We start from the raw sequence: 27,000 nt of genomic DNA, 5'->3' as shown, positions 1-27,000 counted from the left end.
ACCTTTATGCTTGTCCTGCGCGGCGCTCCTGCCCTCTCTGAATTTCGTACAACAAAACTTCTGCAATCTATCGCAGCTCTTAATCTACCCGTTCACTCCTTGTTTGCCGAATTTGTGCATTTTGCACAAGTAAGCGCACCATTGAACGACAATGATCAACATGTTTTAGATAAGCTGCTGACTTACGGCCCTAAAATTGAAGAGAAACAACACAAGGGCATGCTGTTACTCGTTATCCCACGTGCTGGCACTATTTCGCCTTGGTCATCCAAAGCAACAGATATTGCGCATAATTGCGGGCTGCACACCGTACAGCGTTTAGAGCGTGGTTGTGCATTTTACGTCGATGCCGACATATTAAGCACCGACCAACTTGTTCAATTAAAAAATGTATTGTACGACCGCATGACACAAAGTGTTGTCGGGGACTTGCAAGATGCGAGCGTGTTGTTCAAGCATGAGTTGCCAAAACCGCTTACTTCAATTGATATATTAAGCGGCGGTAGAGAAGAATTAGTCAGCGCAAATCTACGACTAGGCTTGGCATTGGCCGAAGACGAGGTTGATTACTTGGTCACCAGTTTCCAAACACTGGGACGTAATCCGAATGACATCGAACTGTATATGTTTGCGCAGGCGAACTCAGAGCATTGTCGGCACAAAATATTTAATGCAGATTGGACCATTGACGGACAAGACCAGCCAAAGTCATTGTTTAAAATGATCAAAAATACCTACGAAAAATGCCCAGACTACGTGCATTCAGCTTATTCAGATAACGCTGCCGTTATGGAAGGGAGCTTTGCGGGTCGATTTTTTCCTCAGGCTGATAGTAATCAATACCGTTATCATCACGAAGACATCGATATTTTGATGAAGGTCGAAACCCATAATCACCCTACTGCCATCGCACCATTTAGCGGCGCGGCGACAGGCTCCGGTGGAGAAATTCGTGATGAAGGCGCTACTGGCCGTGGTTCAAAACCGAAAGCTGGATTAGTTGGATTCTCTGTTTCGAATTTGCGTATTCCTGGGTTCGTGCAACCATGGGAAAACGACTACGGTAAGCCCGAGCGTATTGTAACTGCATTCGACATTATGCTGGAAGGACCATTGGGTGGCGCTGCGTTTAACAACGAGTTTGGCCGCCCGAATATTCTTGGTTATTTTCGAACGTACGAACAACAAGTTAATAGCTTTAACGGCGTTGAAGTGCGTGGTTACCACAAGCCAATTATGTTGGCCGGTGGTCTAGGGAATATTCGCAAGCAGCACACTCTTAAAGGTGAAATTACCGTTGGTGCTAAGCTAATCGCATTAGGTGGGCCTGCCATGAACATTGGTCTAGGTGGCGGAGCTGCTTCGTCTATGGCCTCAGGTGAGTCTAACGAAGATCTCGATTTTGCGTCAGTGCAACGCGGCAACCCAGAAATGGAGCGACGCTGCCAAGAAGTAATTGATAAATGTTGGCAACTGGGTGAAAACAACCCTATACAATTTATTCATGATGTGGGCGCAGGCGGATTATCAAATGCGTTTCCCGAATTAGTCAATGATGGTGGCAGAGGGGCTAATTTTTCTTTGCGTAATGTGCCTAACGATGAAGCCGGTATGACTCCGCTAGAAGTATGGTGTAACGAGTCACAAGAGCGTTATGTGATGTCAGTGGCACCAGAAAATTTAGCTATATTTACTGATATCTGTACTCGTGAGCGTGCTCCCTTTGCGGTGGTCGGCGAAGCTACTGAAGCGCGTCATTTAACCCTTGATGATACTCATTTCAATAATAAGCCTATTGATATGCCGCTGGATGTATTGCTTGGTAAAGCACCGAAGATGCACCGTGATGTACAATCTAAAAGCGTTACGGGTAGTGCCTTTGATGTCTGTGAAATTGATTTAAATGAAGCAGCAATGCGCTTGCTATATTTACCTGCGGTAGCAGAGAAAACGTTCTTAATTACTATTGGTGACCGCTCGGTGACCGGTTTAGTTAATCGTGACCAGATGGTAGGTCCATGGCAAATCCCTGTAGCGGATGTGGCAGTTACTGCTGCTGCGTTTGACACCTATCAGGGCGAAGCGATGTCTTTAGGTGAGCGGACTCCGGCAGCATTATTGAATTTTGCTGCCTCAGCGCGCTTAGCTGTTGGTGAAGCATTAACCAATATTGCCCCAGCCGATATTGGTGATTTAAAGCGAATTAAGCTTTCAGCAAACTGGATGGCCGCAGCGGGTCATCCGGGTGAAGATGCAGGTTTGTATGAGGCAGTCAAAGCTGTAGGTGAAGAGTTATGTCCAGCATTGGGCTTGACCATTCCTGTGGGTAAAGACTCAATGTCTATGAAAACCCAGTGGCAAGATGAGCAAGGCGACAAAGCAGTGACATCTCCCATGTCATTGGTCATTACGGCATTTGGCGCGGTACGAGACGTGCGTAAAACTCTTACGCCAGAATTAACCTGCGAGGGTGATACACGCTTGATGCTTATTGATTTAGGTGCCGGTCAAAATCGTATGGGAGCTTCGTGCTTGGCGCAGGTTTATCAGCAACTTGGTGATAAGACCCCAGATGTGGATTCACCTGAATTACTCAAAGGCTTCTTTTTGGCTATTCAACAATTAGTCCACGATAAGGCATTACATGCTTATCATGACCGGTCTGATGGTGGTCTGTTCACTACGCTGGTGGAAATGGCATTTGCAGGGAATACGGGTCTTAATATCAATCTTGATAAATTAGCTGGGGATAATGCCAGTGTCTTATTTAATGAAGAATTAGGCGCCGTGATTCAGTTTGATGCAGACAAGCAAAGCCAAGTCGAAGGGGTATTGGCAAAACACGGCTTAACGCAAGTCAGCCATGTTATTGGTACGCTGTCAGCAGATGATCAAATTGTTTTCTTACGAGACGGCAAAGCAGTGCTACAGAATAGCCGTGGCGCGTATCGTAATGCATGGGCACAAACCACACACCATATGCAAAGTTTACGAGATAACCCTGAATGTGCCGAACAAGAACTCGCCACTAAGAACGATTTGAACAATCCAGGTTTACACGCGTCATTAAGCTTTGACGTTCGTGAAGATGTTGCTGCACCTTATATAGCCAAGGGTATTGCGCCAAAAATGGCTATTTTACGTGAGCAGGGTGTGAATTCTCATGTTGAAATGGCTGCTGCATTTGACCGAGCTGGTTTCGACTCTATTGATGTTCACATGAGCGATATTTTATCCGGGCGAGTGTCTTTAACACAATTTCAAGGCTTGGTTGCATGTGGCGGTTTCTCATACGGTGATGTGCTAGGAGCGGGTGAAGGATGGGCTAAATCGATTTTATTCAATACTATGGCTCGCGACGAATTCTCAGCGTTTTTCCAACGCAATGAGACATTTAGTCTTGGGGTTTGTAACGGTTGCCAGATGTTATCGAATCTAAAATCACTTATTCCGGGAGCCGAACATTGGCCGCATTTCGTGACTAATCAATCTGAACGCTTTGAAGCGCGAGTCGCTATGCTTGAAGTCAAAGAGTCTCCATCTGTTTTCTTCCAAGGTATGCAGGGCTCAAAAATGCCGATTGCGGTATCCCATGGTGAAGGCCGAGCTGAGTTTGCCCAAGATACTGGCCTACAAAATGCGCTAAACAGTAACACCATAGCCCTGCAGTATGTAGATAACTACGGTAACGTGACGCAGCAATACCCTGCTAACCCTAATGGTTCGCCAGCGGGGATATCAGGGTTAACCTCATTAGATGGCCGTGCCACAATAATGATGCCGCATCCAGAACGCGTATTTAGAACTGTCGCTAACTCGTGGCACCCAAATGATTGGCAAGAAGATGGCCCGTGGATGCGTATGTTTAGAAATGCTCGGGTTTATCTTGGCTGATCTACTTGTAGCAAGATAGTGTAGTGTAAATAATTGTTCGGTAATTAATTTGCGCTACAAAAAAAGCCCCATTTTTGGGGCTTTTTTGAAATTTTGTCTATGTATTAACGACTTACACTCTTCCATCTGAAAAATAACAAACTATATTAATTTGCGTTCAAAAAACAAACAAAAAGTTCCCGACGTTTAGAAATTTTTTTCTCGTTCAATTCTTTGATTTTACTAAATAAAACCTTGTATCCTTAGTTAAAACTGCTTATTATTCGCTCGTTTCTTGACAGAAGTTTACAATTCTGATTGTAAAAAGGATGTTAAGAGTTCCTCGCAGGAAGCAAGTACTCATAAAATAATAAGAGACGTGATATGAATCGTTCATCTAAAGGTTTTGGTTTGGCAGGCGTATTAGCGACTGTGGTTGTTCTCATTTTGGCTGCTATTTTCAGCACCTCTGCAAACTCTCAAACTGTTCCAGCGTATAATGTTCAACCTTCAGCGAATCAAAATAATGCGTTAGGCTAGCCGGCGAATCCCAAGTTGATTTCCGTGGTGGTAATATACTTTTATACATGAGCACTAGACTGCCATTCGCACGAGTTTATTATTTAAAATCTGGTTTTAACCAAACTATTTTTTCGATGTAATTCTTTATTATGTGCTTTGTGCTGGTCGCTTTTTTTCAGTAATACATATAACGATGCATTTCCGCCGTGATGAATTTGTGCACTATGAAACGCGATCACTTCTGGCATTTGCTCTAGCCACTGATTTACCAGGCTTTTCAAATAAGCCGCAATAGGTTTGCTTTGCGCACCGCGGCCATGTTTGATTAATAGGCAGCGAACACCTTTTTGTTGGTTGCTATGAATAGCGTCAAACAATCGTTGGCGTGCTTTGTCGAAACTCGTCTGTTGTAAATTGAGTACGCCTTCGATTGCGTATTTACCTAAGCGCAGGTTTTTGAACACGCCTGCTTGTACTCCATCCTGTTTAAAGCTAAGCAGATCGTCTGGCTTAACGAATCGTGTCACTTCAGTAGATAAATAATTATTGGCTTGGTCAATGTGTCGCGTTAATGCTTGGCGTTTAAGTTGCTGTGCCAGGGTTTTATCTGCTTGGGTTATAGTGACTTTGTCACTAGGGGAGAGGGGAGTGACATCGCTCATAGCGGACAAAAAGTCATCATCAACATTATTTTCGTCCAATAACATACTCGTCACCGCCAAATTGTTAGTGTGATTGAAAATAATAATATAAGGGCACAGCGCTAAATTTCAATTTACAAAATGTTGCAAACAACACTTATTGCTATAGGTTCTGTTCCAGTGGTGAATGTGCCACAATTTACGGTGGACAAACCATTAGGAATAACAATGAAGTCAGCAATTTTAGCCACCACCATTTCAGCCATATTTGCATTGAGTGGTTGTCAGGGGCAAGGAACCACCAGTAAAACGGGATCTCATAGCCAGTTAAGCAGTATCGCCAATGCTGCCGTTAGCATCGAATCAGGTAAAGATTACCATTCATTTTCTAATCCAGAAAAAATTAGCGTCAGTCATTTAGCATTAGATTTGGATGTTAATTTTGATAAGAAAATTATTTCCGGGGATGTGGAATTAACGGTTAAGCGCATGCAAAAAGGGGCTAATACCCTTATTCTCGACACGCGAGATTTAACCATTAATAGTGTAACAGCCAATGGCATGCCGATACCTTATACGTTAGGCAAAGTAGACTCTTTTTTAGGTGCACCACTTTCGATAACTGTGCCTGAAGGTGTTAATAAGGTGACGGTTTCCTATCATACGTCACCAGAGGCATCGGGTGTTCAATGGTTAACACCAGCACAAACTGCGGGTAAAAAGCATCCCTTTTTGTTCACTCAGTCACAAGCAATCCATGCGCGCAGTTTTATACCTTTGCAGGACTCGCCCCAAGTACGTGTGACTTATAGTGCTACCATTCATACTCCTAAAGATTTGCTCGCAGTAATGAGCGCCGCTAATGATCCTGATACGGCTCGGGATGGGGTTTATGAATTTGCAATGCCTCAGCCTATCCCGGCTTACTTAATTGCGTTAGCCGTGGGCGATTTGAAATTCAAGGCTATGGGTAAACGAACCGGTGTATATGCTGAGCCCGCGTTACTTGATGATGCTGCAGATGAATTTGCTGATACTGAATCGATGCTCGAAATGACCGAAAAAACCTACGGACCTTATCGCTGGGATCGTTATGATTTGTTGATTTTACCACCGTCATTTCCCTTTGGTGGAATGGAAAATCCTCGCTTGTCATTTATTACACCGACCGTTATCGCTGGGGATAAAAGTCTAGTCTCGCTTATTGCGCATGAGCTTGCGCATTCATGGTCAGGTAACACGGTAACGAATGCTACATGGCGCGACCTATGGTTGAATGAGGGGTTTACCACCTATCTTACTTATCGCATTATGCAGATGGTTTACGGCGACGACAGATTTAACATGGAAGCTGTTCTAGGCCGCCAAGACTTGCAAGCCGACATTGATAGCCTGCCTGAGGACGATCAAATTTTAGCAATCGATCTTCGTGGTCGAGATCCTGATGTGGTCTTTAGTAATATACCTTATGAAAAAGGGGCATTATTTTTACGTGAGTTAGAGCAGAAAGTTGGTCGTGCTAATTTTGATAAATTTTTGCTGAATTACTTCGAGCATTTTGCTTTTCAAAGTATCACTACCGATCAATTTTTGGCTTATTTAAACGATACGTTACTAAAAGATTATCCAGATCAATTATCGGTAGAACGTATACATCAGTGGATATTCGAACCTGGTATTCCCGAAGGAGCTCCGATAGCGCATTCGAACGCGTTTAAAGTGGTTGACGATGCGCGTAATCAATGGCTAAACGGCGAGATAAAAGCACAGGATATCGATGCCCATAGCTGGGTCGTGCATCAATGGTTGTACTTCCTTAACAACATGCCAGAAACATTATCTCAAGCGCAATTACATGAGCTGGATCAAGCTTTTAATTTAACGCAAAGCAAAAATAATGAAATTGCGCATAGCTGGTTGTTAATGGCTGTCGAAAATTGGTATGAACCTGCATTACCTCGAGTTCACAGTTATCTGGTTAGCATAGGGCGTAACAAGTTGGTAAAACCAATTTATAAAGCGTTGTCGCAGACACCGAAAGGCAAAGCACTAGCGAAAAAAGCATTCGCTGAAGCTAAACCTGGTTATCACCCATTAACGGTTAAAGCCAATGAAGGCTTTGTAGAATAGCGATTTTTTACCTTACTTAGCACAGTAAAAAGGAGACCAAAGGTCTCCTTTTTACTGTCTATATTTCATTGGTACGTGAGGGATTAAGGCGTTGTTATATTAGATTGAGCATTTGCTTTAAGTTGCTGCTCAGCGGCTTTTCGCCATTTTTCTAACTCAAATAAACGACCAGTTAAGCCATTGCTTGCCAATGCAGTAGACATAAGTTTTTCTCGTAGGCTGGCGAGTTGCTGTTCTGAGTCTATTCCAGTTTGCTCAACCTTGCTTAGTAGCTGGCTTAATCTATTAGTAGTTTTGTTAGTGCTGTCTAATTGCTCCTGCAACAAACCCACAGTTGTAGCGTTAACATCGGTTTCACCCTTAACGGCTTGAATACTTTGCTCTAATGCTGATTTTTGCGACTTCATACTGACTTCGAGATCTTTAATTTCAGATTGATTTCTACGCCACGCTGATGCCCAAAGTTTGTCCATTTGCTCCCACAAGTCTTGGGTTTTGGCACTTAGCTCGCCGACTTTAACTTGCAAGGCTACGGCAGACTGATCCATTTCCTCTCCGGTAGCGGAAAGTCTATTTTCTAAATCAGCAATACGTTTTTGCGCCTCTACAATCACTAATTTTTGTTGTTCAATCGTGTACGCCGTATAGCCGATACCTGCGCCCAATAGCAGAATGATAAATATTAATGCTACCCACGATGGGCCGGAGTTTTTAGTCTTACGCTCGGGCGGCGGTGTAGGTTTGGTAGATGAAGTTGATTCTTTGGTGGATGTGGTACCGCGGGTACGACGATAAGAGTCGAGATCATCTTTGTCCAAAACCATGGAAGGCATTTCATCTTTAATATTATCGTTCGACATAACCTTGTATACATCCTCTAGCTAATTATAACACGCCGATTATAACGTTGATTAAGGGAAAATTACCAAGTCAGTATTTAATATGACCTTGATTTAACGATAATTTAGGCGCCGTTACACAATTAGCAACAGTTTTGCGGGGATCATCGATGTAAGTTAACACCTATTTAACTATGCGCTTGAACATTCTGCAGGTTGAATGACCTGATGATTTATTTGAGAAAGGTCGAATTGTCGCCCTACAACATTATTAAAGCTGTTGCAGAGCGAGCAGTAATAGCGAAAAAATATAGCTAGAAGCTGTAACTAACGCCAACAGATGCTGTGCGTGATTTGTTCGGGCGAGCACCATAAGGTTGACGACTAACAATATTTTCCTGATCGGTTAGGTTCTCTATTCGAGCAAACAGACGTAAGTTGTCATTCACATTATACGAACCTGATAAATCAACAATAAATGAGCTGTCTGTGACTTCAAACGCATCACAAGACGCACGTGTACAAACACCGTCTACAAAAACGGCATTGAGGTAAGTGGCCCATTTTTCGCCTTCTAACCCTATGGTGACTTGCCCTTGGTTTTCTGGGATGTAAGGAATGCTATCACCTGCGGTCACGTCCCCAAAAAAGTCAGTACCCGAAATATCCGTATCGAATTCACTGTCTATATAGCTATAAGTTAGGTTGAACGGAACGCGAATACCATTGAATTGACCCAATTCGGTTTTGAGTAAGAACTCAATGCCTTGTACGGTTGCTGCATCACCATTGAATGCATCGCCTATTTCACAGTTACTGCCAGACGATGCTGTACACACTCCGACAATGTTGTCGTAATCACTAAGGAAATAAACTAACTCGGCGTTCAGCACGTTGTTGTTATAGCGAAAACCAAGTTCGTAGTTAACGGCTTCTTCTTCTTTTGCACCAGGTGAGTTGCTTGGTGCAGTGAAGCCTTTATGTGCGCCTGCAATTAAATTTAAGTTAGTGTCGACTTTATATAATACGCCTAAGCCAGGTAGCAGAATGGTTGTGTCGTTTTCCCTATCATCACGAAAAACCCTATCTGCACCATTGGTATAACGAGTGCGGCTTTGGCTGATATCTTCAAAACGTAATCCTGGGGTAAATACCCAGTCGCCTAGCGTTATACGGTCATAAACATGAATAGCCAGTGCATCGGCGTCTTGCACGCGATTTCCTGCATTGCCCAGTTCACCTAAGTCGCTCAATACAAGTTGGCCATTAAGTTGTTGGTAGGTACTGTTGCGTTGTAGTCTGTCTTCTTGATCTTGGTGAAGACGAATGCCAACTTCAATGTGGTGTTTCGCTTCGCCTAATTGTTTATCCAAATTTAAGCCAAATTGAACCCCCCGAGAATAATATTCTCGATTGTTCGAACGAAGCTGAATACTGCCTTCTGCTGTATCAATAGTGCCGTTCAAAATACCTTGTAACTGACTAACACTAATGTCATCTATGGCCTCGTTGGTATTAATTGCATTGACCACATCTGACCAACTAGTGCTCGAAAAATCTTGGGCGTTGTCACTGCCATCTAAATCAATGCCTTCAGTTTTAAACCAATCACGTTCGTGCGTGTTGTTGTAAGCGACAGCCGTGAAGTTTAAGTCTTTGTTGATTTGAAATGCGTAATTCAACATCACTTGAGTGTGTTCAGTGCTGATGTTATCTAAAGAGGATAAGCCATAACGACGCTGGGCATTGTTAGCGAAATCAGCATCCGTTAAACCCAAGTAGCTTTGTTCTGAATCTTGGTCTGTGTACTGTAATTTTAGCTCAACACTATGCCGAGAATCTTTTGGTGCATAGGCCAACTTCATAGTGAGGTCGGTAACGTCTAAACCTGTGTCATTGTTGCTGCGGTCAATGTCTTGAAAACCGTCTGACTGCCATTGATGTGCTTCAAGTAAATAACCGAAGCCATTATCATTTTGACCGCCAACGGTTGCGTGGGCGCGATAAGTTGCATCTTGGCCTGCTTCTAAAGTGACTTGTCCACCTTGCGTGCTGGGTATAGGCGTTGAAATCATATTGATTGCACCACCAATGGTGTAAGGGCCTTGGGTAATTGCAGCAGGACCTTTCACCACTTCAAAGGCACTCATTCGGCCAGCAGTGGGAAAATAATAAGCTGACGGGGCAGAGTAAGGCGCAGGTGCGATAAGCACGTTGTCTTCTAAAAGGGTAATACGGCCGCTTCGCTCGGTTGCGACTCCACGAATACTAATATTCGGGCGTAATCCGTAACCGTCCTCTATTTGCAAAGATACCCCAGGGGCTTGTCTAATAATGCGCTGAATATCACTATATTTGAATTTTTCTAACTCTTGTTCGCCAATATATTGAGCCGCGCCGGTCGCTTCTTGCGCCTTTTGTTGATTTCCATAGATAGTGACGGTTTCGATGGCTTTGTTATTAGAATGTTCTTGTGCGACGGCATTAAACATTGTTAAAGCAATTGCAGTGGCGAGCAGCGTTCTTTTCATTTCAGTTTCCGATCCGTTACTTTTTTGTTGTGGGTGTATCTAGTGTGTTAAAAGCGGCCAGATAATATGTAAAAGAAAAGAGTAATGCAAATAATTATCAATAACTTAATGGTGTTTGAATGCACTAGCTCTTACCGTGTTAGTGGAATATATCGTTAAAATATACTGCGGCGCTGAAAGATATTGAGTGATCGTTATTTTGTAGTTAATCCGCTAACTTCTGCGATGTTTTTGTTATGAGTGCTGTATTTAAAATGTTAGGAGAGACAACGCAAATTATCACGATCTCATGTAGGGTGTGTAATGGTGCTGAGGGTAATAACGATTGATATAAAAAGTCTTACTCATTATAGAAAAGCACAACGTCATATTAAATTGGTAAGGCTACTTAAGAATAAGTGCTGTTCAAAGTGAGGTTTACCGCATAAAATTTGAGCAATTAGGGTGTTCAAGGAACCTGTAATGTCTAAATTATTATTAGCTATTTTTACTACTTCTCAGCTTGCTACATTTTCCGCTTCTGCTGCTTTAATGAGGTTTTCATTTGAAGGCGAAATAACAGAGGTTGAAAATCGCGGTGATATGTTATGGGATCCTGCAGCCGTTATCGGAACTAAAATTATAGGCCATATGATAATGGATATTACAAAAGTATCACGTGGAGGCCCACAAGGTGATGCTTACTGGAATTATCACAATGATAATAATCCTGGCGCGTTGCAATCATTTTTGATGCTAGGTGGCAGTAACTATTCATTGTTAAGTGAAAATGACTTCAATGAAACACACTCGTCTTATCTGATAGACGAGTATATAGATCATTACAGTGGAGTCCTTTCATCTGGGAGACCAGTTGCTGATAGTATTTCACTTACAGATACTGAAATTTACCAAGAAATGTTGGCCGATGGGGATCTTTATCACCAAGAGGCGCTCTCGTTCAATTATTCAGATAGTATTAACGACTTTCTCACGGATATAGGACCGGTTTCTGGTTCTTACGAAGATCAGCCAGACTGGCGACAAGAATATATTTGGACTAATGATGGTTCACCCAATAATGGAAAAACGGGGGCGGGAGGTTTCGGATATTACGAGAAAGTTACCGACCTTGATTCTAATCTAACCACTAACTTTGATTCTTCAGTAAGATTCGAGTTATCAAGGGTTGCTGTAGAGCAGGTAAAGTATGTGCCTACGCCGAATTCGCTTTGGATAATGTTGTTAGCGTTGATTTTTATTCGACGCTTGCGCCGCATTCCTTCTTTAAATTAATTATTAGAGACAGTATTGCGTATTACCTGATTAATATTCATAAGGCAGACGGTGCTTGAAGTCAAAAAATTATCTATTTGTGTAGTTAAGCTGTATTTGGACTGCTGCCTAATATACAAATGCCGTATTTTTACTTGCGATGTTAAAACTCCGTTGCACTGAGTGCTTTAGTGAAACAACAGACATTAATATAGCGTGTTTAATTTTTCTTGGCTAAAGATGACAGACAATTGGATTGTCTGGGTGGCTTGTATTAATTAGTGTTGAATGGTTTTAGATTTGCAAAATTTTTCAATCATAATGCAATTTGGTATCCCCACCTGGAATCGAACCAAGATCTAGCCCTTAGGAGGGGCTCGTTTTATCCATTAAACTACGGGGACTACGTTTATCAGCGCGCGTATTATTGCCCAGCATCACTCATAATGAAAGGCTTACTGCCGAGCTACGAAATCGTTTGCTTGAATGTTAACCAATGGGACCGATGTGGTTGAGCCAACCACCGCTGTGTCGCTATATACATGGGTCACCTTGACGTTATTTGGATGAAGCTTCAATTGTTGATGCAAATTTCCCACTGAATCATAAAATTGTGCGTGTTTGAATAACGTCAACGTATCGCCGACTTGAACCCCGTCCTGTTGGCCGATATTAACCGTTAACTGCTCGCTATTCACTTGTAATACACGCGCGTAGGTAGGTAAGCAGTTTAGGGCTTCATCCATTACGGCTGATTGTTCTACTAATGCGCTTGTCACGGCCTGTCCAAATTGCGATTGCCATAATTGTTGACTTGTAGGACTTACTTGTTGATGTAGTTCGAACTCCCACAGACTATTTACAGCCATTCGCGTTTGTTTAAGTAAAGTGGCGTTGTTGCCGTCAAACAGAAATAGTTCTAGATGAAAATTACGTGACAAGGGGGCGTCCTGCCAAAATAAAAATGAATTCCGTGATGAGCGTTCAATGGATAGTTCGCTTATTTCACCTATGAGAACGTATTGATTATCACTTTTTCTGGCAAGAGAAATAATGTCTGCTTCGATATTGGGGCCGTTCGGATAAATATAGTAAGGTTGACGTTGCTTGATGCGTGCAAAGCGACTCGATTCATTAAACTGCTGCTCGAAATGTTCACTTATGATTTGGCCAAATTCGCCTAGTCCACCTGCAATGGCTTGCTGTCTATCACGAATAGGAAACCAAGCACTTACCACACGCTTTTTGTATTGTGCCGCCTTACACTGACTTTCTTGCGCAAATATATCTGCGCGAATAACCACGGTCACGTAGTTATCGTGATACGACTCATTGACTAACTCTAAATCATTGACTTCACCACCACTGCGGATCTCAAAGCGGTCATTCTGCAGCAAGCCGTTTGATACCGCTTGAATACTCGTGATCGAGGCGCCAGCAAACATCAGTGCTTGTTTAATGGCCTCTTGCGTTGCTTGTTTCTTTGCTAGGGCTTTATTGCCGTCTATGATTACTGCTTGGCCGGTAGCTTCGAACCAAGCAGCGTTAACTGGCATTGAGAGTAGCGGTAATCCAAGTGCAATGAGGGATATTAGGGTCTGGCCCAGCTTTAGCATACTTTTTAGCTCGTTTAGGTTAATCGATTATTATTAACTTGATAGCATTTATAAATTCAGCAAGTGAAATATGGTATCAAACAATAGATGTCAGATTTTTGTTATGCAATCAAATAAGCATTTTTCATACCTAGCTCGACAAAACTACAATATTTAAATTACATAAACATAGGTTGTATGAAATAAGGGTGCAATTCTTGCTTCAAACGACATATAGAATTAAAACCAAAGATCGGTGTTTATGCCTATGTGGCTAAGCTCGGTAGCACTGGAACGATTATGAACAGATTATGTTTTACCTTAATAGGCTTGAGTATATTACTTAGTGGATGCTCGTCTGTATTCGATAAACAGGTCGAATGGGAAGTCGTAGAGCCTGAGAGTTATCCTGTTTTATCTGCCATCGGGTATGCGCCCATAAAAGCCCAGAGTGGCAGCACTGATTCAACTAAAATGTTGATGGCGATAAAGGCATCTAAGCTGGATGCCTATAGGGAACTAACAGAGCAGGTATATGGCCAAAAAGTTGACGGTAGCCAAACGTTATCCAATTTTTTATTGTCTGATGAACGCCTTTCTAGTTCAGTACAAGGTGTGATACGTGGAGCGCGGGTCATAAAAAGCTACCCTGTAGGTGATGATTTGTACGCCACTGAGTTAGAGTTAGATTTTAAACGTGTTTACGATATCTATTTGTCGACAGCACGGCCTAGAAGGGTAAAAGATGTACATTATTATTAGTCGTAAGCAGGCTAATTACCCTTTCACCGTTTTTATTTTAATTGATTAATTAACACGTTTTACGGCAACTTCTTGCCGCTTATGCTCTGTTTGCCTGTATTGCCGAGTTGGGTGACTCAGATGACGTTAGCGTATTCTTCAGCTACGATGATATTACCGTTTTCCCTTGGGTAGCATAAGCAAGTAAACCTATCCTCTATATTCCACATATAGTTTAATAATGACTCTTAATAAGAGAATATACTTGTTCATTAGGGGCTTAAAAATAGGGGCTTAAAAAATGTTAAGCACTGATACCACGGCCGCTTTTCCCCCCGCGCGCCTTACCACTTTTATCATAAGTCATAGATTCTTTGGCGCGGGATTCAAGTAACAATGTGCGTAGATGTTCGAGTCTGAGTTGCCCTTGTTCAACGGCAACTTGATTGATTTTTGTGCGGTATTGGCATTCAGATACTAACTTCTTTGCTCGGTCGAACAAGGCTAGTACTTCTTCAGTGGTACGTTCTTCTTCGCTACTCGCATTAAAAGCGATGCTGATTGCATCGTCTTGTTGCTGAACGGTTGTTAGAAGATTTTCTTTGTTTTTGAGCAGATTGATTAATGCTTCGGCATCTCGACTGCTGATTAAATGCAGCTCTGAGTCAAGTGCCTGAATGAGGTCTTCGAGATGATCAAATTGTTTTGTTATCGCTTTTATTAATTCTGACATTCATTTTGCCTGAGGTTAAGTAGGCAATCATTATGCTGCCGATACTAGTTTCTACCAAATATTTCTGACTCTTGTGCCGCAATATTTTTAGCCAAATTCTGTGGGTTCACGCTATATTCACCACTTTGTATCTCTTTCTTTAAGCGGTCAACTTTTTCTTGATTAACTGGAGCTTCAGTACTCTTCTTCTGAACTTGGGCTAGCTGTTGAGCTGATTGTGTCAAAGACACTGAATCTTGGCGCAGAGGCTGAGATGAAGTGGTTTTACTGGTCGCTTCATTTGATTGTTGGTTTAGTGCTTGTTGCTGATTAATCTTTTGATTATCAATAACTTGCTTTTGACCGTTGTTGTTAATGTTGTTAATAGACATAGTGACTACCTAACCTTGTTAATCTTACCTCACTTACTGTATCGGCAACCGAGGACACATCTTTAGTGTTATCTACACTATTTTTTTACTATTTGACCCAAGTACATTAGTCATGGGTTTAGATACCGACGATGACTTCATTTGTACTGGCTACCCTAGCATTAATTTGTTTTTTTGAACGACTGTTAGTGACGATAATAGTATCGCCGATGTTTCCGTCTTGCATTGCCACACCCGATGCTTTGACCTGCATCATAGTGTTTGAAGCATTTATAATAATTGTATCACCCTTACATACAAAACATAAATTATTCGGTGTAATAGGTTGGCCTGGCCGCACACGACGTTTGATGCGCGCGCCTAATACATCTTCTACATTTGAAAACGTGGTTCGTCTAAGTAAAGCGCGATTCATATCAATTAATTTAATATTGCCAGTGTTTAGAATTGTGCCTGGACTGACTGCATTTGAAATAACCACAACGGGCTGCATTTGTTTAACGCTAATCATTAAATACATATACCAATTAGACGGTTTACACAGGGCTTTTACCGCAATATTGCTTTGTTGCAGTGACTCGTTACTCGCCGTGTAAGTGATATTTTCTGGACAAACAGGTAAATTCACCCGCTTATCTATCTCTGCTGTACTAATGTTAAGGCGTATTTGTGCCGATGTTGTAAGCTGGGATGCTACAAACTGCTGTGCGCCATCTATCAGTTGGGCGGCGCGCTCTTGATGCGTATTTGTGCTCGCGGATCCTGCGAAACTGGTTAGAGTAAGCAAGATGATCGAGGCAAACGCTTTGTAAATCGCGATATTATTCATTTTCACTTGTGCCCAATTTGTCTATGCTTAAGCAAGTACAAATTGTGCATAGCGTCAAAAAATAGACGGTTTAACATAAAATGCGAAGTACTTGCCGAGATATATAAGCACAAAGCAACTATTAAGCCGACTTTCACTTTCACGGAGTTTTACATGTCCGATATTATGAATTCAGTCAACCAGCGTACTCAGTTGGTTGGTCAGAATCGTCTTGAATTGTTGTTATTTAGATTAAATGGTCGGCAAAAATTCGGTATCAATGTGTTTAAAGTACGAGAAGTACTTCAGTGTCCAAAATTAACGTCTATTCCTAAATTGAATTCTTATGTGCGCGGAATAGCCCATATTCGTGGGCAAACAATTTCGGTGATTGATATGAGCATGGCTACAGGTGGTAAGCCCATACTTGATTTGACTACCGCTTTTGTTGTTATTGCTGAATACAATAGTTCTGTTCAGGGCTTTTTAGTCGGAGCAGTGGAGCGGATTGTAAACACCAACTGGGAAGCGATCATGCCCCCCCCAAAAGGTAGCGGTCGGGCCAGTTATTTAACCGCGGTCACTGAATTTGAAAAAGAGTTAATTGAGATTCTAGACGTAGAAAAAATCCTCAACGAAATATCTCCTATCAGCACTGATGTTAGTGAAAGTGTGTCGAGTATTACGGTCGAAAACAAGCGGAAAAAAATTATATTTATTGCGGACGATTCTGCAGTGGCCAGAAATCAAGTTAATAAAGCGCTTTCCACCTTGGGGCTCAAAATTGAAATGGCCAAAAATGGTTTAGAGGCACTCAATCGTCTTAGAGAGCTAGCACAAGAAACAGGTGATATTACAGATAAAGTCGGAATACTGGTGTCTGACATCGAAATGCCTGAAATGGACGGCTATACTCTGACCGCTGAGATTAAGAATGATCCCACGTTAAAGAATCTACACGTAGTACTGCATACCTCATTAAGTGGAGTGTTCAATCAAGCAATGGTTCAAAAGGTTGGGGCTGACGATTTTATCGCTAAGTTTCACCCCGATGAACTGGTGACTTCCGTACAAAAATGGTTCGATAACAAATAATCGTGAAGGAAAGTCTATTGTCTAGTAATACACTTGATGATCTTGAATACGCACATTTTTGTCGTTTTCTTGAGCATCGATGCGGCATCGTATTAGGGGAAAACAAACAGTACTTAGTACGTAGCCGGCTATCGCCTTTACTTAGTAAATTTAACCAAGAATCGTTATCTGATTTGATTAAACGAACACTTGCTAACCACGACGTCACGCTCATAAATGCAGTTGTTAATGCTATGACAACCAATGAAACATTATGGTTTAGAGATAGTTACCCTTTTGAAATTCTTCAACAAACGTTGCTTCCTCAATTAGCTAAGTCAGGTAAAAAAATTAAAATTTGGAGCGCGGCTTGTTCGTCAGGGCAAGAAGCGTACTCTATTGCGATGAGTGTGTTTGAATATCAAACGCGTAACCCTGGTGCTCTTTCTGGCGGAGTAGAAATAATAGCAACTGATATCTCTAGTGAGATGCTAGATTTGGCGCAAACGGGACAGTACGATAATTTGTCTATGTCTCGGGGGTTATCTAGCGAGCGTCGAGCGCGCTTTTTTGACGCTTCAGCCGGTGGAAGTTGTAGTGTGATTAAACAGAATATACGTAATATGGTCAGCTTTAAACCGATAAACCTGCTGATGCCTTATACCAATCCAACACGTTATGACGTGGTCTTCTGTCGAAATGTGCTTATTTATTTTTCGGCAACCTCCAAAGCCTCAATACTGCAAAAACTTGCCGCTTGCCTGCAACCACAAGGCGCACTTTTTGTTGGCGCGTCTGAATCCTTATCAGGAATTACCACCGAATTCACCATGAATCGTAGTGGAAGTGGTTTATTCTATTCAAAGAAAGTATAAATATTTCAATTGGTTAGCTAGTATCCTCCAAAACGTCAAATCTTCTTTGGCATAGCTATTGCTTTACCCCTTGCGAATGAGGAGTAAAGCAAATGGCAATTAGTTTAGATAAGTTAACGGGATTCTCCCACAAAGCAGTGCAAGTACGTGAAGATCGTATGGAAGTGCTGGCCGGCAATCTTGCGAATGCAAATACGCCTGGCTATAAAGCAAGAGACATTAACTTTCAAGATGCTATGCGCAGTGCGCAAAGCGGACGCAGCCAAAATCTTACTCGTACTCACGAAAATCATATTAAAGGCCATATGCAGGGCTCGGGGGAGTTAGAATTTCGTATTTCTAATCAGCCCGATACTGGTGATGGTAATTCCGTTGATGTACAAGTCGAACGTAATGCTTTTTTAGATAACGGTTTACGTTATCAGGCAAGCGTAGAGTTTCTTAGCGGTAAAATTAAAGGCATGAAGAAAGCCATCAGCGGAGGTCAAAGCTAATGAGTTTATTTAACGTAATGGACATTGCCAGCACCGGCATGAGTGCACAGAGTGTGCGCTTAAATACTACCGCCAGTAACGTGGCAAACGCGAACTCAGTCAGTAGCAGTTACGATCAAACGTATAAAGCGCGCCATCCCGTTTTTGCCGCTGAAATGCAACGCGCCTCTCAAGATCAAAATGCGGGTACGGGTGTACAAGTTTTAGGCATAGTCGAAAGCCAGGCACCATTACAAATTGAATATAGTCCCGGTCATCCGATGGCTGATGAAAATGGCTATATCTATAAACCAAACGTGAATATCGTTGAAGAAATGGCCGATATGATGTCTGCATCAAAAGCATACGAAACGAATGTTCAAGTCGCTGATACAACTAAACGTTTGTTTAGAACCGTATTGCGGTTAGGCCAAAGCTAGTCGCTTTACTATCCAGATAATTTCGAGGTACAGACGTGGATACATTAATTAAAAATGGCTTGAATAGTGATCTTTACTGGCAACCAGAAACGGTACCGGTCGCGGATGAGAGTAATCAAAAGTTATCGCAAGAAGACTTTTTCTCATTACTCACCGAGCAACTTGCTAATCAAGATCCAAGTAAGCCCGTAGATAACGATCAGATGGTTGCGCAGATGACCAGCTTCACTATGGCTGACGGGATTAGTCAGTTAAATGAGAAGTTTGAGACATTCGCCACATCAATGACGTCGAATCAAGCGCTTCAGGCTTCTAGTTTGATAGGACAGCAGGTTCTACTACAAGGTGACGTCGCGCATATGTCCAGCGAAGGGCAGGGCGTTTCTGGTGTAGTGATTAATGATGCTACAACACTAAACACAAAAATTACCATTGAAAATGAATCTGGCAGCATAGTGAAAACTATCGATATTGGTACGCAACCTGCTGGCAATATTCAGTTTAATTGGGATGGCAAAGATAGCGCCGGAAATATTATGGCAGCTGGAAATTATGTTGTAAAAGCGCAAGGTAATGTGTCCGGCGAACCTCAACAATTAGTAACAGCAGTCAATCGGCATGTTGATAGCGTCAGCCTAGCTGGCAGCGGCCAAGGTGTCATTTTAAATCTTGATGGTGATGTGAGTGTCAAACTCGACGACGTCATTCAACTTGGTGGTTAACAGGAGAGCAAAACATGTCTTTTAATATTGCATTGAGTGGCGTATCTGCTGCGCAACGAGACTTAGATACAACCGCTAATAATATAGCGAACGTAAATACCGTAGGCTTTAAAGAGTCTCGAGCAGAGTTTGGTGATGTTTATGCGTCATCGTTGCTAGCGGGTGGCAAAACGAAAGTCGGTGACGGCGTTATTACGCAAGAAGTAGCACAACAGTTTTCACAAGGTAGTTTGCAGTTTACCAATAACTCTTTGGATCTTGCGGTAACAGGGAATGGTTTTTTTGCCACAGTACCGGAAATTGAGTCACGTGAATATTCGTACACTCGTGCGGGTATGTTTAAACTTGACGCAAACAATTTCGTTGTTAATTCAAATGGCGATAATTTGCTTGGCTTCCCTGTTAACAACGACGGTACTTCATCTTCAGTTGCATTGAGTACGACGCAACCAGTTCAAATTCCTGATTCTTCTGGCTCGCCGCAGCCCACTTCTGAAGTATCGTTAAAGATGAACTTGCCTGCTGGTGACGACCCGGTTGACTTGGACGCGTTCGACCCTGAAGACCCTTTGACTTACAATGCTGCCACGTCTGTCACGGTATTTGATTCTCTAGGTGACAGTCACGTTATGACCTATTATTTTATGAAGGATCAAGATCAGACAAATGAGTGGGTAGTGGCGACTTATATGGACGACCTTCCCTTAAATACTGAAGGTGACACCGTAGGTACCCCTCCCACAACAGGGCCAAACGTTGTAGGTGAATCAACTTCCCCTGTATCAGGATTTCGAATGACGTTTAGTGCTGGTGGTGACTTTAACGGAATCCAAAACGCAAATGGTTCGCCAAGTTCGATTGGTGAAGTAACGTCAGTAGCTCTAGGGGGCACGATATTGTCGAATGGGTCGGAAGCGTCTCAAACTATTAAGACCGATTTTGCCTTTGACGCATCTTCAGCTACATCAGGTGAGCCAACCCAATTTGCATCCGCTTTTGAGGTGACATCCCTTGAGCAAGACGGTTTAGCTGTTGGTCGGTTAACGGGCATCGACATTGGCGCAGATGGCCTTGTACGTGCGACGTACTCAAACGGTACATCTGAACCCATTATTCGTGTTGCTTTAGTTCGTTTCGCTAATGACCAAGGCCTAACCCAACAAAGTAACACCCAGTGGCAAGAAAGTATCTTATCGGGTGAGGCACTTGCCGGAGAGGCAACAACAGGTACCTTTGGCGATATTAACTCGTCAGCCTTGGAGCAAGCTAACGTGAATTTAACCACCGAACTCATCGATTTGATTATCGCTCAACGTAACTTCCAAGCAAACTCCAGAGCCTTGGAAGTAAATAACCAGCTCAACCAAACAATTTTAAATATTCGTTAAATGAGTTAATTACAGCGACCACTGCAGCTTTGTTATGTGCACTGGTCGTTTTCAAACGATACTCAATTTTTTCTCAATTCAATTTACATGTATGTTTAAATTTACATGTATGTTTATATGCGAAATGGATGATAATGATTATCTCTAAAAAATCAGTTTATCATAACTACTGATAACTCAATGGGATCCTATAATTATCATTCATTAAACCTCCTTAAGGGAATTATTTGAAAGCTCTATTTCTCACTGGTTCGAATCAATATGGTGTAGTGACGCATTTTTTGCATGGCATGATGAGCGACCTTAAGCTTTTGGGAATACGTGTCCACGAACTTAATGTTGCGAGCCAGACCACGCGGAAAAAAACCGAGTTAAATCTTGACCCACTATTAACTTATGATTTTATTTTAAGTTTCAATGGGGTTGGACTTGATGTTGTTATTGATGGAATGTCGATTTCGGCGTGTACTAAGACTTGTAAGGTATTTGTATTTTTAGTTGATCATCCATTGCATCTTATTACACGATTTATAGGCTTGGATGTAACCGTGTTATGCGTAGACAAAGAACATGTCGCTTTTTGTGAACTATGCAATATTAAAGCTATTTATTTTCCTCATGCAGTTAGTGAATCAGATTTAACAAGCCATACTCCGGTGAATTATAGCGAAAAAAATAACGAAATTATTTATCCGGTTTCGTTTCTTAATGTGGATGTAGCTAAAAAAAGGTTACAGCCTGTTTGGCATCAAATTGGCCCTTTGGTGGAACAATCTTCTAATATGACTCGCTTCTTGCAATACTTAAGTGTATTACCATTGGGAGATAAGCCCTCCTCTGTTGCATTAGATGAAAATATACGGCGAATAGCTGTATTAACAGATTTTTACTTAAGAGCAAAAGCGCGAAAAGAGTTTTTGCTTAAGTGTCAAGAAAGTCGGATTGTATTAACTGTTATTGGAAATAATAGTGAAAATTATCGTACTGAGTTTTCTGCCCATAATTATGAGTCAGCTATACCATTTTCTGCTTTACTCACTCGAATTCACGAAGCACGTTTTGTGGCGCATAATTCCCCTGGTTTTGAGTTAGGGCTCCATGAACGAGTAGTTATTCCGTTAGCTCTTGGTACACATGTTCTAGCAGATGCACCTTATATACAAAATACGTTTGGAAAGGCTGTAACTTCAACTCACGGAGAACCCATAAACGGAGCTGAATTATATAAACAGTCCATATCTGAAGCACGAACTCATATATGGCAAAACCATACTTGGCGACAACAGTGGATCCCATTAGTCGCTTCTGTTTAGCAGTGGCAATAATTGTCCGAGGTTATGAAGTTGGTTATGTTGTGTTCAAAATTTTAATTTTTACTATTAGCCCCCGTCCTAAAGATAATGTATCAGCTTGAGAGCTAACTTTAAGTATTATATATAATATTCAAATGCTTATAGGTGATTTTTTATTTTTCTTATGATGCTTTAGTTCTTTCCTCTTCCAAATAATCCGATATTGACCTAAATAAATACATCTCTCAATGAATGGCACTTAATTTGCACAGTTCTAGTTAAGTTTACTTTTCGTCAAGAAGTTGTCATGGATAAATTACTGTACATTGCCGCCAGCGGCGCTAAGCAAGATCTTCTTGGTACGGCTGTGCGTGCAAACAATTTGGCCAATACTCAAACCACGGGTTTTAGGGCGCAACTAGAGCAAGCTCGCAGTATGCCTGCGTTTGGCGAAGGGTTGGCAACCCGCGTATTTTCCATGACCGAGAACCCTGCCAATAATTTTGAAGGTGGAGCTATGATCCAAACCGAGCGAGAGTTGGATGTGGCCATTCAAGGTGAAGGTTGGTTTTCAGTACTAGATACTAATGGCGGTGAGGCTTATAGCCGTAACGGCAGTTTGCAGATCAGTGCTGATGGGCAATTACAAGACTCTTCTGGCAACACCATTATCGGCGAAAACGGTCCAGTATTTTTGCCCATTCCTTTATCGAATATCAATATTGCTGGCGACGGTACAATTTCAGTAAGGCCGCAAGGCGCACCGGCAACAGTGCTTGAAGAGGTCGGCAGATTAAAGCTGGTGAATCCACAACTTACCAATATTGAACGTGGCAACGACGGTTTATTTCGTCAAAAAGATGGCGAGATAGCGCAATTTGATCCTACGGTGAGTATCCGCAACGGCATGCTTGAAGGCAGTAACGTTAATCCTGTAGAGGAAATGGTGGATATGATCGCACTGCAACGACATTACGAAATGCAAGTTAAATTTATGAAACAAGCCGGTGATTTAGATTCCAAAGCGAATCAATTGCTGCGCATTATTTAAAGCCTTTTGGCTGACGACAAATTTTATAAGGGGAGATGACCTATGCACCCAGCATTATGGATCAGTAAAACCGGACTCGATGCAGCGCAAACTGATGTAGCTGTTATTTCAAACAACTTGGCGAATGCCAGCACGGTTGGTTTTAAGAAAGACCGGGCGATCTTCGAAGACTTGCTCTATCAGAATATTAATCAACCAGGAGGACGTTCTTCGGCAGACACCGAGTTACCCTCTGGTCTGATGTTAGGCGCTGGTAGTAAAGTGGTTGCGACGCAAAAAGCCCATACCCAAGGCAATATGCTGACGACTGAAAATGCTCTGGATATGTCAATTCAGGGCAGGGGTTTTTTCGAGATATTGCAACCTGATGGTAGTACAGCGTATACACGAAATGGGCAATTCACCCTAAATGATCAAGGGCAGATTGTAACCCCTGGAGCCGGGTTCTTGCTACAACCAAATATTACCGTTCCCGAGGATGCTCAGCAAATTACCATATCTCAAGACGGTGAGGTTTCAGCTTCAATTCGTGGTCAAGCTGATCCACAAGTCTTGGGGCAAATAAGCCTGTCTGATTTCGTGAATATGACTGGCTTACAGCCTATAGGTCAAAACTTATACGTTGAAACTGCCGTTAGTGGTGCGCCCATTCAAGGTGTACCAGGCCTTGAAGGGTTGGGGACTGTAGTGCAAGGAGCACTGGAAACGTCAAATGTTAATGTTACCGAAGAACTGGTGAACTTGATTGAAAGCCAACGCCTATACGAAATGAACTCAAAAGTTATTTCGGCTGTGGATTCAATGCTTGGTCAGGTTATTCAACAACTTTAGTGGTTATTATTATGAAAGCCTTATACGTCATTGGATTAAGTGGATTACTCAGCGCCTGCCAGAGCACGCCTGAGCCGGATGTTATGCCGAACGACCCTTACTATGCACCTATCACGGCTGAGTTGCCGCGGCAAAAGATTGCCGAAGACGGCTCCATTTTTCAGGCTGATATGGCCAATAGCTTGTATTCAGATGTGAAAGCCCGTCGTGTGGGCGACATCATCACTGTGAATCTGGAAGAAAATACCCGGGCAACGAAATCCGCAGGTACCACTACTTCGAAAGAGTCGGCCTTGGATGTCAGTCCCATTATTGGCCTTGGCGGGAATGCTGTGAATCTTGGTTCCCAGTCATTGCAACTGGGTGTCGACAGCTCAAACGAGTTTACCGGCGATGCATCTGCTAATCAGAGTAATAATTTAAGCGGTAGCATTTCAGTCACTGTGATGAAAGTTTTCTCAAATCAAAACTTATTGGTACGAGGCGAAAAATGGTTAACGCTAAATAACGGCAACGAGTATATACGTTTAACCGGTGTTGTTCGCCCCGCTGACGTTAGTCCAACGAATGAGATAGTTTCAACAAAAATAGCCAACGCACGGATTCAATATAGTGGCACAGGTACATTCGCTTCAGCGCAAAAAGAAGGTTGGCTAACCAGTTTCTTTTCCTCCGAGTACTGGCCATTTTAGGCAGGAGTAGCATATGAAATTATTTATTTTAACTTTTATGGTGGCGAGTTTATTAGTGGCGCCTATCGGAAAGGCTCAACGAATTAAAGACTTAGCCAGCATCCAAGGCGTACGTAGTAACCAATTAGTGGGTTACGGTTTGGTTGTTGGTTTACCCGGCACTGGCGAACAGAGTCCGTTCACAGAACAAAGTTTTCGCACTATGTTGTCAAACTTCGGTATCAGTTTGGATAGCACCTTAAAACCTAAGATTAAAAATGTTGCCGCAGTAGCGGTACACGCTGAACTGCCACCGTTTTTAAAGCCGGGACAAAAAATCGACGTCACTGTTAGCTCAGTAGGGGAAGCAGCCAGTTTACGAGGTGGTACATTACTGCAAACTTTTTTGAAAGGCTTAGACGGCAAAGTATACGCGGTTGCTCAAGGCAGCATGGTGGTCAGTGGCTTTGGCGCAGAAGGCGCTGATGGCTCGAAGATAGTCGCCAATACGCCAACGGTAGGACGCATAGCCAATGGTGCAATCATCGAGAAAGCCGTCCCTAGTGGTTTTATGCAGAACGACTTTTTAACTATTAATTTAAATTATCCAGATTTTTCTACCGCCAAAATTCTAGCGGATACGATTAATCAGCGTTTAGGCGCGGATCCGGATAAAGGATACATTATTGCCACTCCTATTGATGCCGCATCGGTGCGTGTGTCAGCGCCTCGAGATGTGGGACAGCGAGTGGGGTTTTTAGCAACGCTAGAAAACTTTGAATTTGTACCAGCTAAAGCACCGGCGCGGATTGTTATCAACAGCCGAACAGGCACGATAGTGATTGGTCAAGATGTACGTTTATTACCCGCCGCCATAACCCACGGCGGATTGACAGTCACCATTAGTGAAAATCAACAAGTTACTCAGCCTAATCCTTTAGCACAAGGTGAAACTGTAGTGACGGATCAGTCAATTATTGACGTGAATTTGGATGACACTCGCATGTTTAAATTTGATCCAGGCGTTACCCTTGACCAATTGGTCCGAGCGGTGAACGAGGTGGGTGCCGCACCTGGTGATTTAATGGCAATATTAGAAGCGCTTAGTGAGGCCGGTGCCTTACAAGGCGAGCTAGTGGTTATCTAGTGTGTTTAATAATACTAGGGTGTAGCCGATGGACAGCATAGACAATAGCATTAAGTTTCAAGGTCAATTTGAAATGTCGCGCAATGCGAATGACATTCAAGGATTGGACAAGTTGCGCCGAGCTGCTCAAAACGGCGATGACGCTGCTTTAGAAGAGGCTGCGAAACAGTTTGAAGCTATTTTTGTGCAAATGATGCTGAAGTCCATGCGTAAGGCACAAGATGTTATGGCAGATAAAGACAGCCCATTTAATTCAGAACAGGTCAAGTTTTATCGCGATATGCATGACCAACAACTAGCCAGTGATATGTCAAACAATGGCAGTATTGGACTAGCCGATATTATTATGCAGCAGCTTAGTAAGGGCGGAGATGGTTTTACGCCTGCCAGTGTTATTCGTAATGACGGCAACTTATCAGACATCAATCGTCATAGTGTTCAAAGTATCAAACAGGCTCAACAAGCCGTGTTGCCGGAGGCTTCTTCTACAGGCGCTGGTTTCAAAGATGCGGCATTTAGCGACCAACAAAATTTCATGGATGCCTTATATCCAGTCGCCCAACGGGTTGCACAAGAGCTTGATATAGAACCTAAAGCATTGCTGGCTCAAGCTGCCGTAGAGACAGGTTGGGGCCAATATATGATGCATACCGATAAAGGCAATACGCATAATTTATTTGGCATAAAAGCTGGTAAAGCATGGCAAGGCGACACGGCTAGGGTTAACACTTTAGAATTTGAACAAGGTTTAGCTACACCTAAGAAAGCTGAATTTAGAGCATATGGTTCGTTTGACGATGCGATGCAAGATTACGTGTCATTCGTGAAAGACAACCCTCGTTATCAACAAGCACTGCAAAATACGAGTGACCCTAAACGTTACTTTGAAGAATTACAACAGGCTGGATACGCGACTGATCCAGCCTATGCTCAAAAAATCATTTCTGTCTTGAACAGTGATTCATTAAGCAATTATCAACCATGAACAGCCATGAACA

24 protein-coding genes and 1 tRNA gene are annotated in these 27,000 nt (G+C 42.5%); 17 read left to right on the top strand and 8 right to left on the bottom strand.

The annotated features are described in order from the left end of the window. The first annotated feature begins 6 nt into the window (after positions 1-6). Both purL and GQS54_RS16375 read left to right on the top strand, forming a co-directional pair. On the top strand, positions 7-3,894 hold the full coding sequence (purL, locus tag GQS54_RS16380; protein ID WP_166425029.1) for a phosphoribosylformylglycinamidine synthase: 3,888 nt from the start codon (positions 7-9) through the stop codon (positions 3,892-3,894). Between the two features lie 363 nt (positions 3,895-4,257). Next, on the top strand, positions 4,258-4,413 hold the full coding sequence (locus GQS54_RS16375) for a hypothetical protein (RefSeq protein ID WP_166425028.1): 156 nt from the start codon (positions 4,258-4,260) through the stop codon (positions 4,411-4,413). Between the two features lie 83 nt (positions 4,414-4,496). Here GQS54_RS16375 and smrA read toward each other — a convergent pair whose 3' ends face one another. Beyond that, on the bottom strand, positions 4,497-5,102 hold the full coding sequence (smrA, locus tag GQS54_RS16370; protein ID WP_166425027.1) for a DNA endonuclease SmrA: 606 nt from the start codon (positions 5,100-5,102) through the stop codon (positions 4,497-4,499). A 162-nt stretch (positions 5,103-5,264) separates the two neighbouring features. Between smrA and GQS54_RS16365 the strand changes: the two genes are divergently transcribed. Beyond that, entirely contained in the window at positions 5,265-7,166 is a 1,902-nt protein-coding gene (locus GQS54_RS16365; protein ID WP_166425026.1) for a M1 family metallopeptidase, read from the top strand. An 83-nt stretch (positions 7,167-7,249) separates the two neighbouring features. On the opposite strand, the gene GQS54_RS16360 is transcribed toward GQS54_RS16365, so the two are convergent. Together GQS54_RS16360 and GQS54_RS16355 are read right to left on the bottom strand one after the other, a co-directional pair. Beyond that, positions 7,250-8,026, bottom strand: coding sequence for a hypothetical protein (locus GQS54_RS16360; protein ID WP_166425025.1), 777 nt, complete (start codon positions 8,024-8,026; stop codon positions 7,250-7,252). Between the two features lie 293 nt (positions 8,027-8,319). After that, on the bottom strand, positions 8,320-10,536 hold the full coding sequence (locus tag GQS54_RS16355) for a TonB-dependent receptor (RefSeq protein ID WP_166425024.1): 2,217 nt from the start codon (positions 10,534-10,536) through the stop codon (positions 8,320-8,322). 462 nt (positions 10,537-10,998) lie between these two features. Here GQS54_RS16355 and GQS54_RS16350 point away from each other — a divergent pair, with 462 nt between their 5' ends. Then, a complete protein-coding gene (locus GQS54_RS16350) occupies positions 10,999-11,811 on the top strand; it encodes a hypothetical protein (protein ID WP_166425023.1) in 813 nt (270 codons plus the stop codon). Between the two features lie 308 nt (positions 11,812-12,119). On the opposite strand, the gene GQS54_RS16345 is transcribed toward GQS54_RS16350, so the two are convergent. Both GQS54_RS16345 and GQS54_RS16340 read right to left on the bottom strand, forming a co-directional pair. Next, a tRNA-Arg gene (locus tag GQS54_RS16345) sits at positions 12,120-12,194 on the bottom strand. Positions 12,195-12,245: 51 nt separating this feature from the next. Then, positions 12,246-13,406, bottom strand: coding sequence for a flagellar assembly protein T N-terminal domain-containing protein (locus GQS54_RS16340; protein WP_166425022.1), 1,161 nt, complete (start codon positions 13,404-13,406; stop codon positions 12,246-12,248). Positions 13,407-13,685: 279 nt separating this feature from the next. On the opposite strand from GQS54_RS16340, the gene GQS54_RS16335 reads away from it, so the two are divergent. Beyond that, positions 13,686-14,147: an LPP20 family lipoprotein gene (locus GQS54_RS16335; protein ID WP_166425021.1), complete on the top strand. Its 462-nt coding sequence runs from the start codon at positions 13,686-13,688 to the stop codon at positions 14,145-14,147. Between the two features lie 283 nt (positions 14,148-14,430). On the opposite strand, the gene flgN is transcribed toward GQS54_RS16335, so the two are convergent. The 3 genes from flgN to flgA form a co-directional block, all read right to left on the bottom strand. Next, the gene (gene flgN / locus GQS54_RS16330) at positions 14,431-14,859 is read right to left on the bottom strand and encodes a flagellar export chaperone FlgN (RefSeq protein WP_166425020.1); all 429 of its coding nucleotides are present in this window, start codon (positions 14,857-14,859) and stop codon (positions 14,431-14,433) included. A gap of 44 nt (positions 14,860-14,903) precedes the next feature. After that, entirely contained in the window at positions 14,904-15,230 is a 327-nt protein-coding gene (gene flgM, locus GQS54_RS16325) for a flagellar biosynthesis anti-sigma factor FlgM (RefSeq protein WP_166425019.1), read from the bottom strand. A gap of 118 nt (positions 15,231-15,348) precedes the next feature. Continuing rightward, complete coding sequence (gene flgA, locus GQS54_RS16320) at positions 15,349-16,059, bottom strand: flagellar basal body P-ring formation chaperone FlgA (protein WP_166425018.1); 711 nt, start codon at positions 16,057-16,059, stop codon at positions 15,349-15,351. A gap of 153 nt (positions 16,060-16,212) precedes the next feature. Here flgA and GQS54_RS16315 point away from each other — a divergent pair, with 153 nt between their 5' ends. The 12 genes from GQS54_RS16315 (at position 16,213) to flgJ (ending at position 26,987) form a co-directional block, all read left to right on the top strand. Further along, the gene (locus GQS54_RS16315; RefSeq protein ID WP_166425017.1) at positions 16,213-17,133 is read left to right on the top strand and encodes a chemotaxis protein CheV; all 921 of its coding nucleotides are present in this window, start codon (positions 16,213-16,215) and stop codon (positions 17,131-17,133) included. 17 nt (positions 17,134-17,150) lie between these two features. Then, positions 17,151-17,987: a protein-glutamate O-methyltransferase CheR gene (locus tag GQS54_RS16310; RefSeq protein ID WP_166425016.1), complete on the top strand. Its 837-nt coding sequence runs from the start codon at positions 17,151-17,153 to the stop codon at positions 17,985-17,987. 92 nt (positions 17,988-18,079) lie between these two features. Further along, positions 18,080-18,481 carry a flagellar basal body rod protein FlgB gene (flgB, locus tag GQS54_RS16305; protein ID WP_166425015.1) on the top strand — a complete coding sequence of 134 codons (402 nt, stop codon included), beginning with the start codon at positions 18,080-18,082 and terminating at the stop codon, positions 18,479-18,481. Continuing rightward, positions 18,481-18,900, top strand: a complete 420-nt coding sequence (flgC, locus tag GQS54_RS16300) for a flagellar basal body rod protein FlgC (RefSeq protein WP_158770790.1) — start codon at positions 18,481-18,483, stop codon at positions 18,898-18,900. The genes flgB and flgC overlap by 1 nt, the downstream gene beginning before the upstream one ends. A gap of 35 nt (positions 18,901-18,935) precedes the next feature. Beyond that, on the top strand, positions 18,936-19,622 hold the full coding sequence (locus GQS54_RS16295; RefSeq protein ID WP_158770789.1) for a flagellar hook assembly protein FlgD: 687 nt from the start codon (positions 18,936-18,938) through the stop codon (positions 19,620-19,622). Positions 19,623-19,636: 14 nt separating this feature from the next. Then, positions 19,637-21,010 (top strand): flagellar hook protein FlgE, encoded by a 1,374-nt coding sequence (flgE, locus tag GQS54_RS16290; protein ID WP_166425014.1) that lies wholly within the window; start codon positions 19,637-19,639, stop codon positions 21,008-21,010. Positions 21,011-21,237: 227 nt separating this feature from the next. Continuing rightward, positions 21,238-22,323 (top strand): hypothetical protein, encoded by a 1,086-nt coding sequence (locus tag GQS54_RS16285; protein ID WP_166425013.1) that lies wholly within the window; start codon positions 21,238-21,240, stop codon positions 22,321-22,323. 286 nt (positions 22,324-22,609) lie between these two features. Then, a complete protein-coding gene (locus tag GQS54_RS16280; RefSeq protein ID WP_166425012.1) occupies positions 22,610-23,353 on the top strand; it encodes a flagellar basal body rod protein FlgF in 744 nt (247 codons plus the stop codon). Between the two features lie 42 nt (positions 23,354-23,395). Further along, positions 23,396-24,184 (top strand): flagellar basal-body rod protein FlgG, encoded by a 789-nt coding sequence (gene flgG, locus GQS54_RS16275; RefSeq protein WP_158770786.1) that lies wholly within the window; start codon positions 23,396-23,398, stop codon positions 24,182-24,184. 11 nt (positions 24,185-24,195) lie between these two features. Next, the gene (flgH, locus tag GQS54_RS16270; RefSeq protein WP_166425011.1) at positions 24,196-24,876 is read left to right on the top strand and encodes a flagellar basal body L-ring protein FlgH; all 681 of its coding nucleotides are present in this window, start codon (positions 24,196-24,198) and stop codon (positions 24,874-24,876) included. A gap of 13 nt (positions 24,877-24,889) precedes the next feature. Beyond that, positions 24,890-26,002 (top strand): flagellar basal body P-ring protein FlgI, encoded by a 1,113-nt coding sequence (locus GQS54_RS16265; RefSeq protein WP_166425010.1) that lies wholly within the window; start codon positions 24,890-24,892, stop codon positions 26,000-26,002. A 28-nt stretch (positions 26,003-26,030) separates the two neighbouring features. Continuing rightward, entirely contained in the window at positions 26,031-26,987 is a 957-nt protein-coding gene (flgJ, locus tag GQS54_RS16260) for a flagellar assembly peptidoglycan hydrolase FlgJ (protein ID WP_166425009.1), read from the top strand. Positions 26,988-27,000: the final 13 nt, after the last annotated feature.

Source organism: Paraglaciecola sp. 20A4 (assembly GCF_011378905.1).
Taxonomy (GTDB): domain Bacteria; phylum Pseudomonadota; class Gammaproteobacteria; order Enterobacterales; family Alteromonadaceae; genus Paraglaciecola.
Note: the sequence above shows the minus strand (reverse complement) of the source record. Positions and strands in the feature narration are given on the sequence as shown.

Excerpts from the sequence above, each read along its gene's own strand:
- purL (WP_166425029.1), top strand. The coding sequence starts at position 7 with ATGCTTGTCCTGCGCGGCGCTCCTGCCCTCTCTGAATTTCGTACAACA.
- GQS54_RS16375 (WP_166425028.1), top strand. The coding sequence starts at position 4,258 with ATGAATCGTTCATCTAAAGGTTTTGGTTTGGCAGGCGTATTAGCGACT.
- smrA (WP_166425027.1), bottom strand. The coding sequence starts at position 5,102 with ATGTTATTGGACGAAAATAATGTTGATGATGACTTTTTGTCCGCTATG.
- GQS54_RS16365 (WP_166425026.1), top strand. The coding sequence starts at position 5,265 with ATGAAGTCAGCAATTTTAGCCACCACCATTTCAGCCATATTTGCATTG.
- GQS54_RS16360 (WP_166425025.1), bottom strand. The coding sequence starts at position 8,026 with ATGTCGAACGATAATATTAAAGATGAAATGCCTTCCATGGTTTTGGAC.
- GQS54_RS16355 (WP_166425024.1), bottom strand. The coding sequence starts at position 10,536 with ATGAAAAGAACGCTGCTCGCCACTGCAATTGCTTTAACAATGTTTAAT.
- GQS54_RS16350 (WP_166425023.1), top strand. The coding sequence starts at position 10,999 with ATGTCTAAATTATTATTAGCTATTTTTACTACTTCTCAGCTTGCTACA.
- GQS54_RS16340 (WP_166425022.1), bottom strand. The coding sequence starts at position 13,406 with ATGCTAAAGCTGGGCCAGACCCTAATATCCCTCATTGCACTTGGATTA.
- GQS54_RS16335 (WP_166425021.1), top strand. The coding sequence starts at position 13,686 with ATGAACAGATTATGTTTTACCTTAATAGGCTTGAGTATATTACTTAGT.
- flgN (WP_166425020.1), bottom strand. The coding sequence starts at position 14,859 with ATGTCAGAATTAATAAAAGCGATAACAAAACAATTTGATCATCTCGAA.
- flgM (WP_166425019.1), bottom strand. The coding sequence starts at position 15,230 with ATGTCTATTAACAACATTAACAACAACGGTCAAAAGCAAGTTATTGAT.
- flgA (WP_166425018.1), bottom strand. The coding sequence starts at position 16,059 with ATGAATAATATCGCGATTTACAAAGCGTTTGCCTCGATCATCTTGCTT.
- GQS54_RS16315 (WP_166425017.1), top strand. The coding sequence starts at position 16,213 with ATGTCCGATATTATGAATTCAGTCAACCAGCGTACTCAGTTGGTTGGT.
- flgB (WP_166425015.1), top strand. The coding sequence starts at position 18,080 with ATGGCAATTAGTTTAGATAAGTTAACGGGATTCTCCCACAAAGCAGTG.
- flgC (WP_158770790.1), top strand. The coding sequence starts at position 18,481 with ATGAGTTTATTTAACGTAATGGACATTGCCAGCACCGGCATGAGTGCA.
- flgE (WP_166425014.1), top strand. The coding sequence starts at position 19,637 with ATGTCTTTTAATATTGCATTGAGTGGCGTATCTGCTGCGCAACGAGAC.
- GQS54_RS16280 (WP_166425012.1), top strand. The coding sequence starts at position 22,610 with ATGGATAAATTACTGTACATTGCCGCCAGCGGCGCTAAGCAAGATCTT.
- flgG (WP_158770786.1), top strand. The coding sequence starts at position 23,396 with ATGCACCCAGCATTATGGATCAGTAAAACCGGACTCGATGCAGCGCAA.
- flgH (WP_166425011.1), top strand. The coding sequence starts at position 24,196 with ATGAAAGCCTTATACGTCATTGGATTAAGTGGATTACTCAGCGCCTGC.
- GQS54_RS16265 (WP_166425010.1), top strand. The coding sequence starts at position 24,890 with ATGAAATTATTTATTTTAACTTTTATGGTGGCGAGTTTATTAGTGGCG.
- flgJ (WP_166425009.1), top strand. The coding sequence starts at position 26,031 with ATGGACAGCATAGACAATAGCATTAAGTTTCAAGGTCAATTTGAAATG.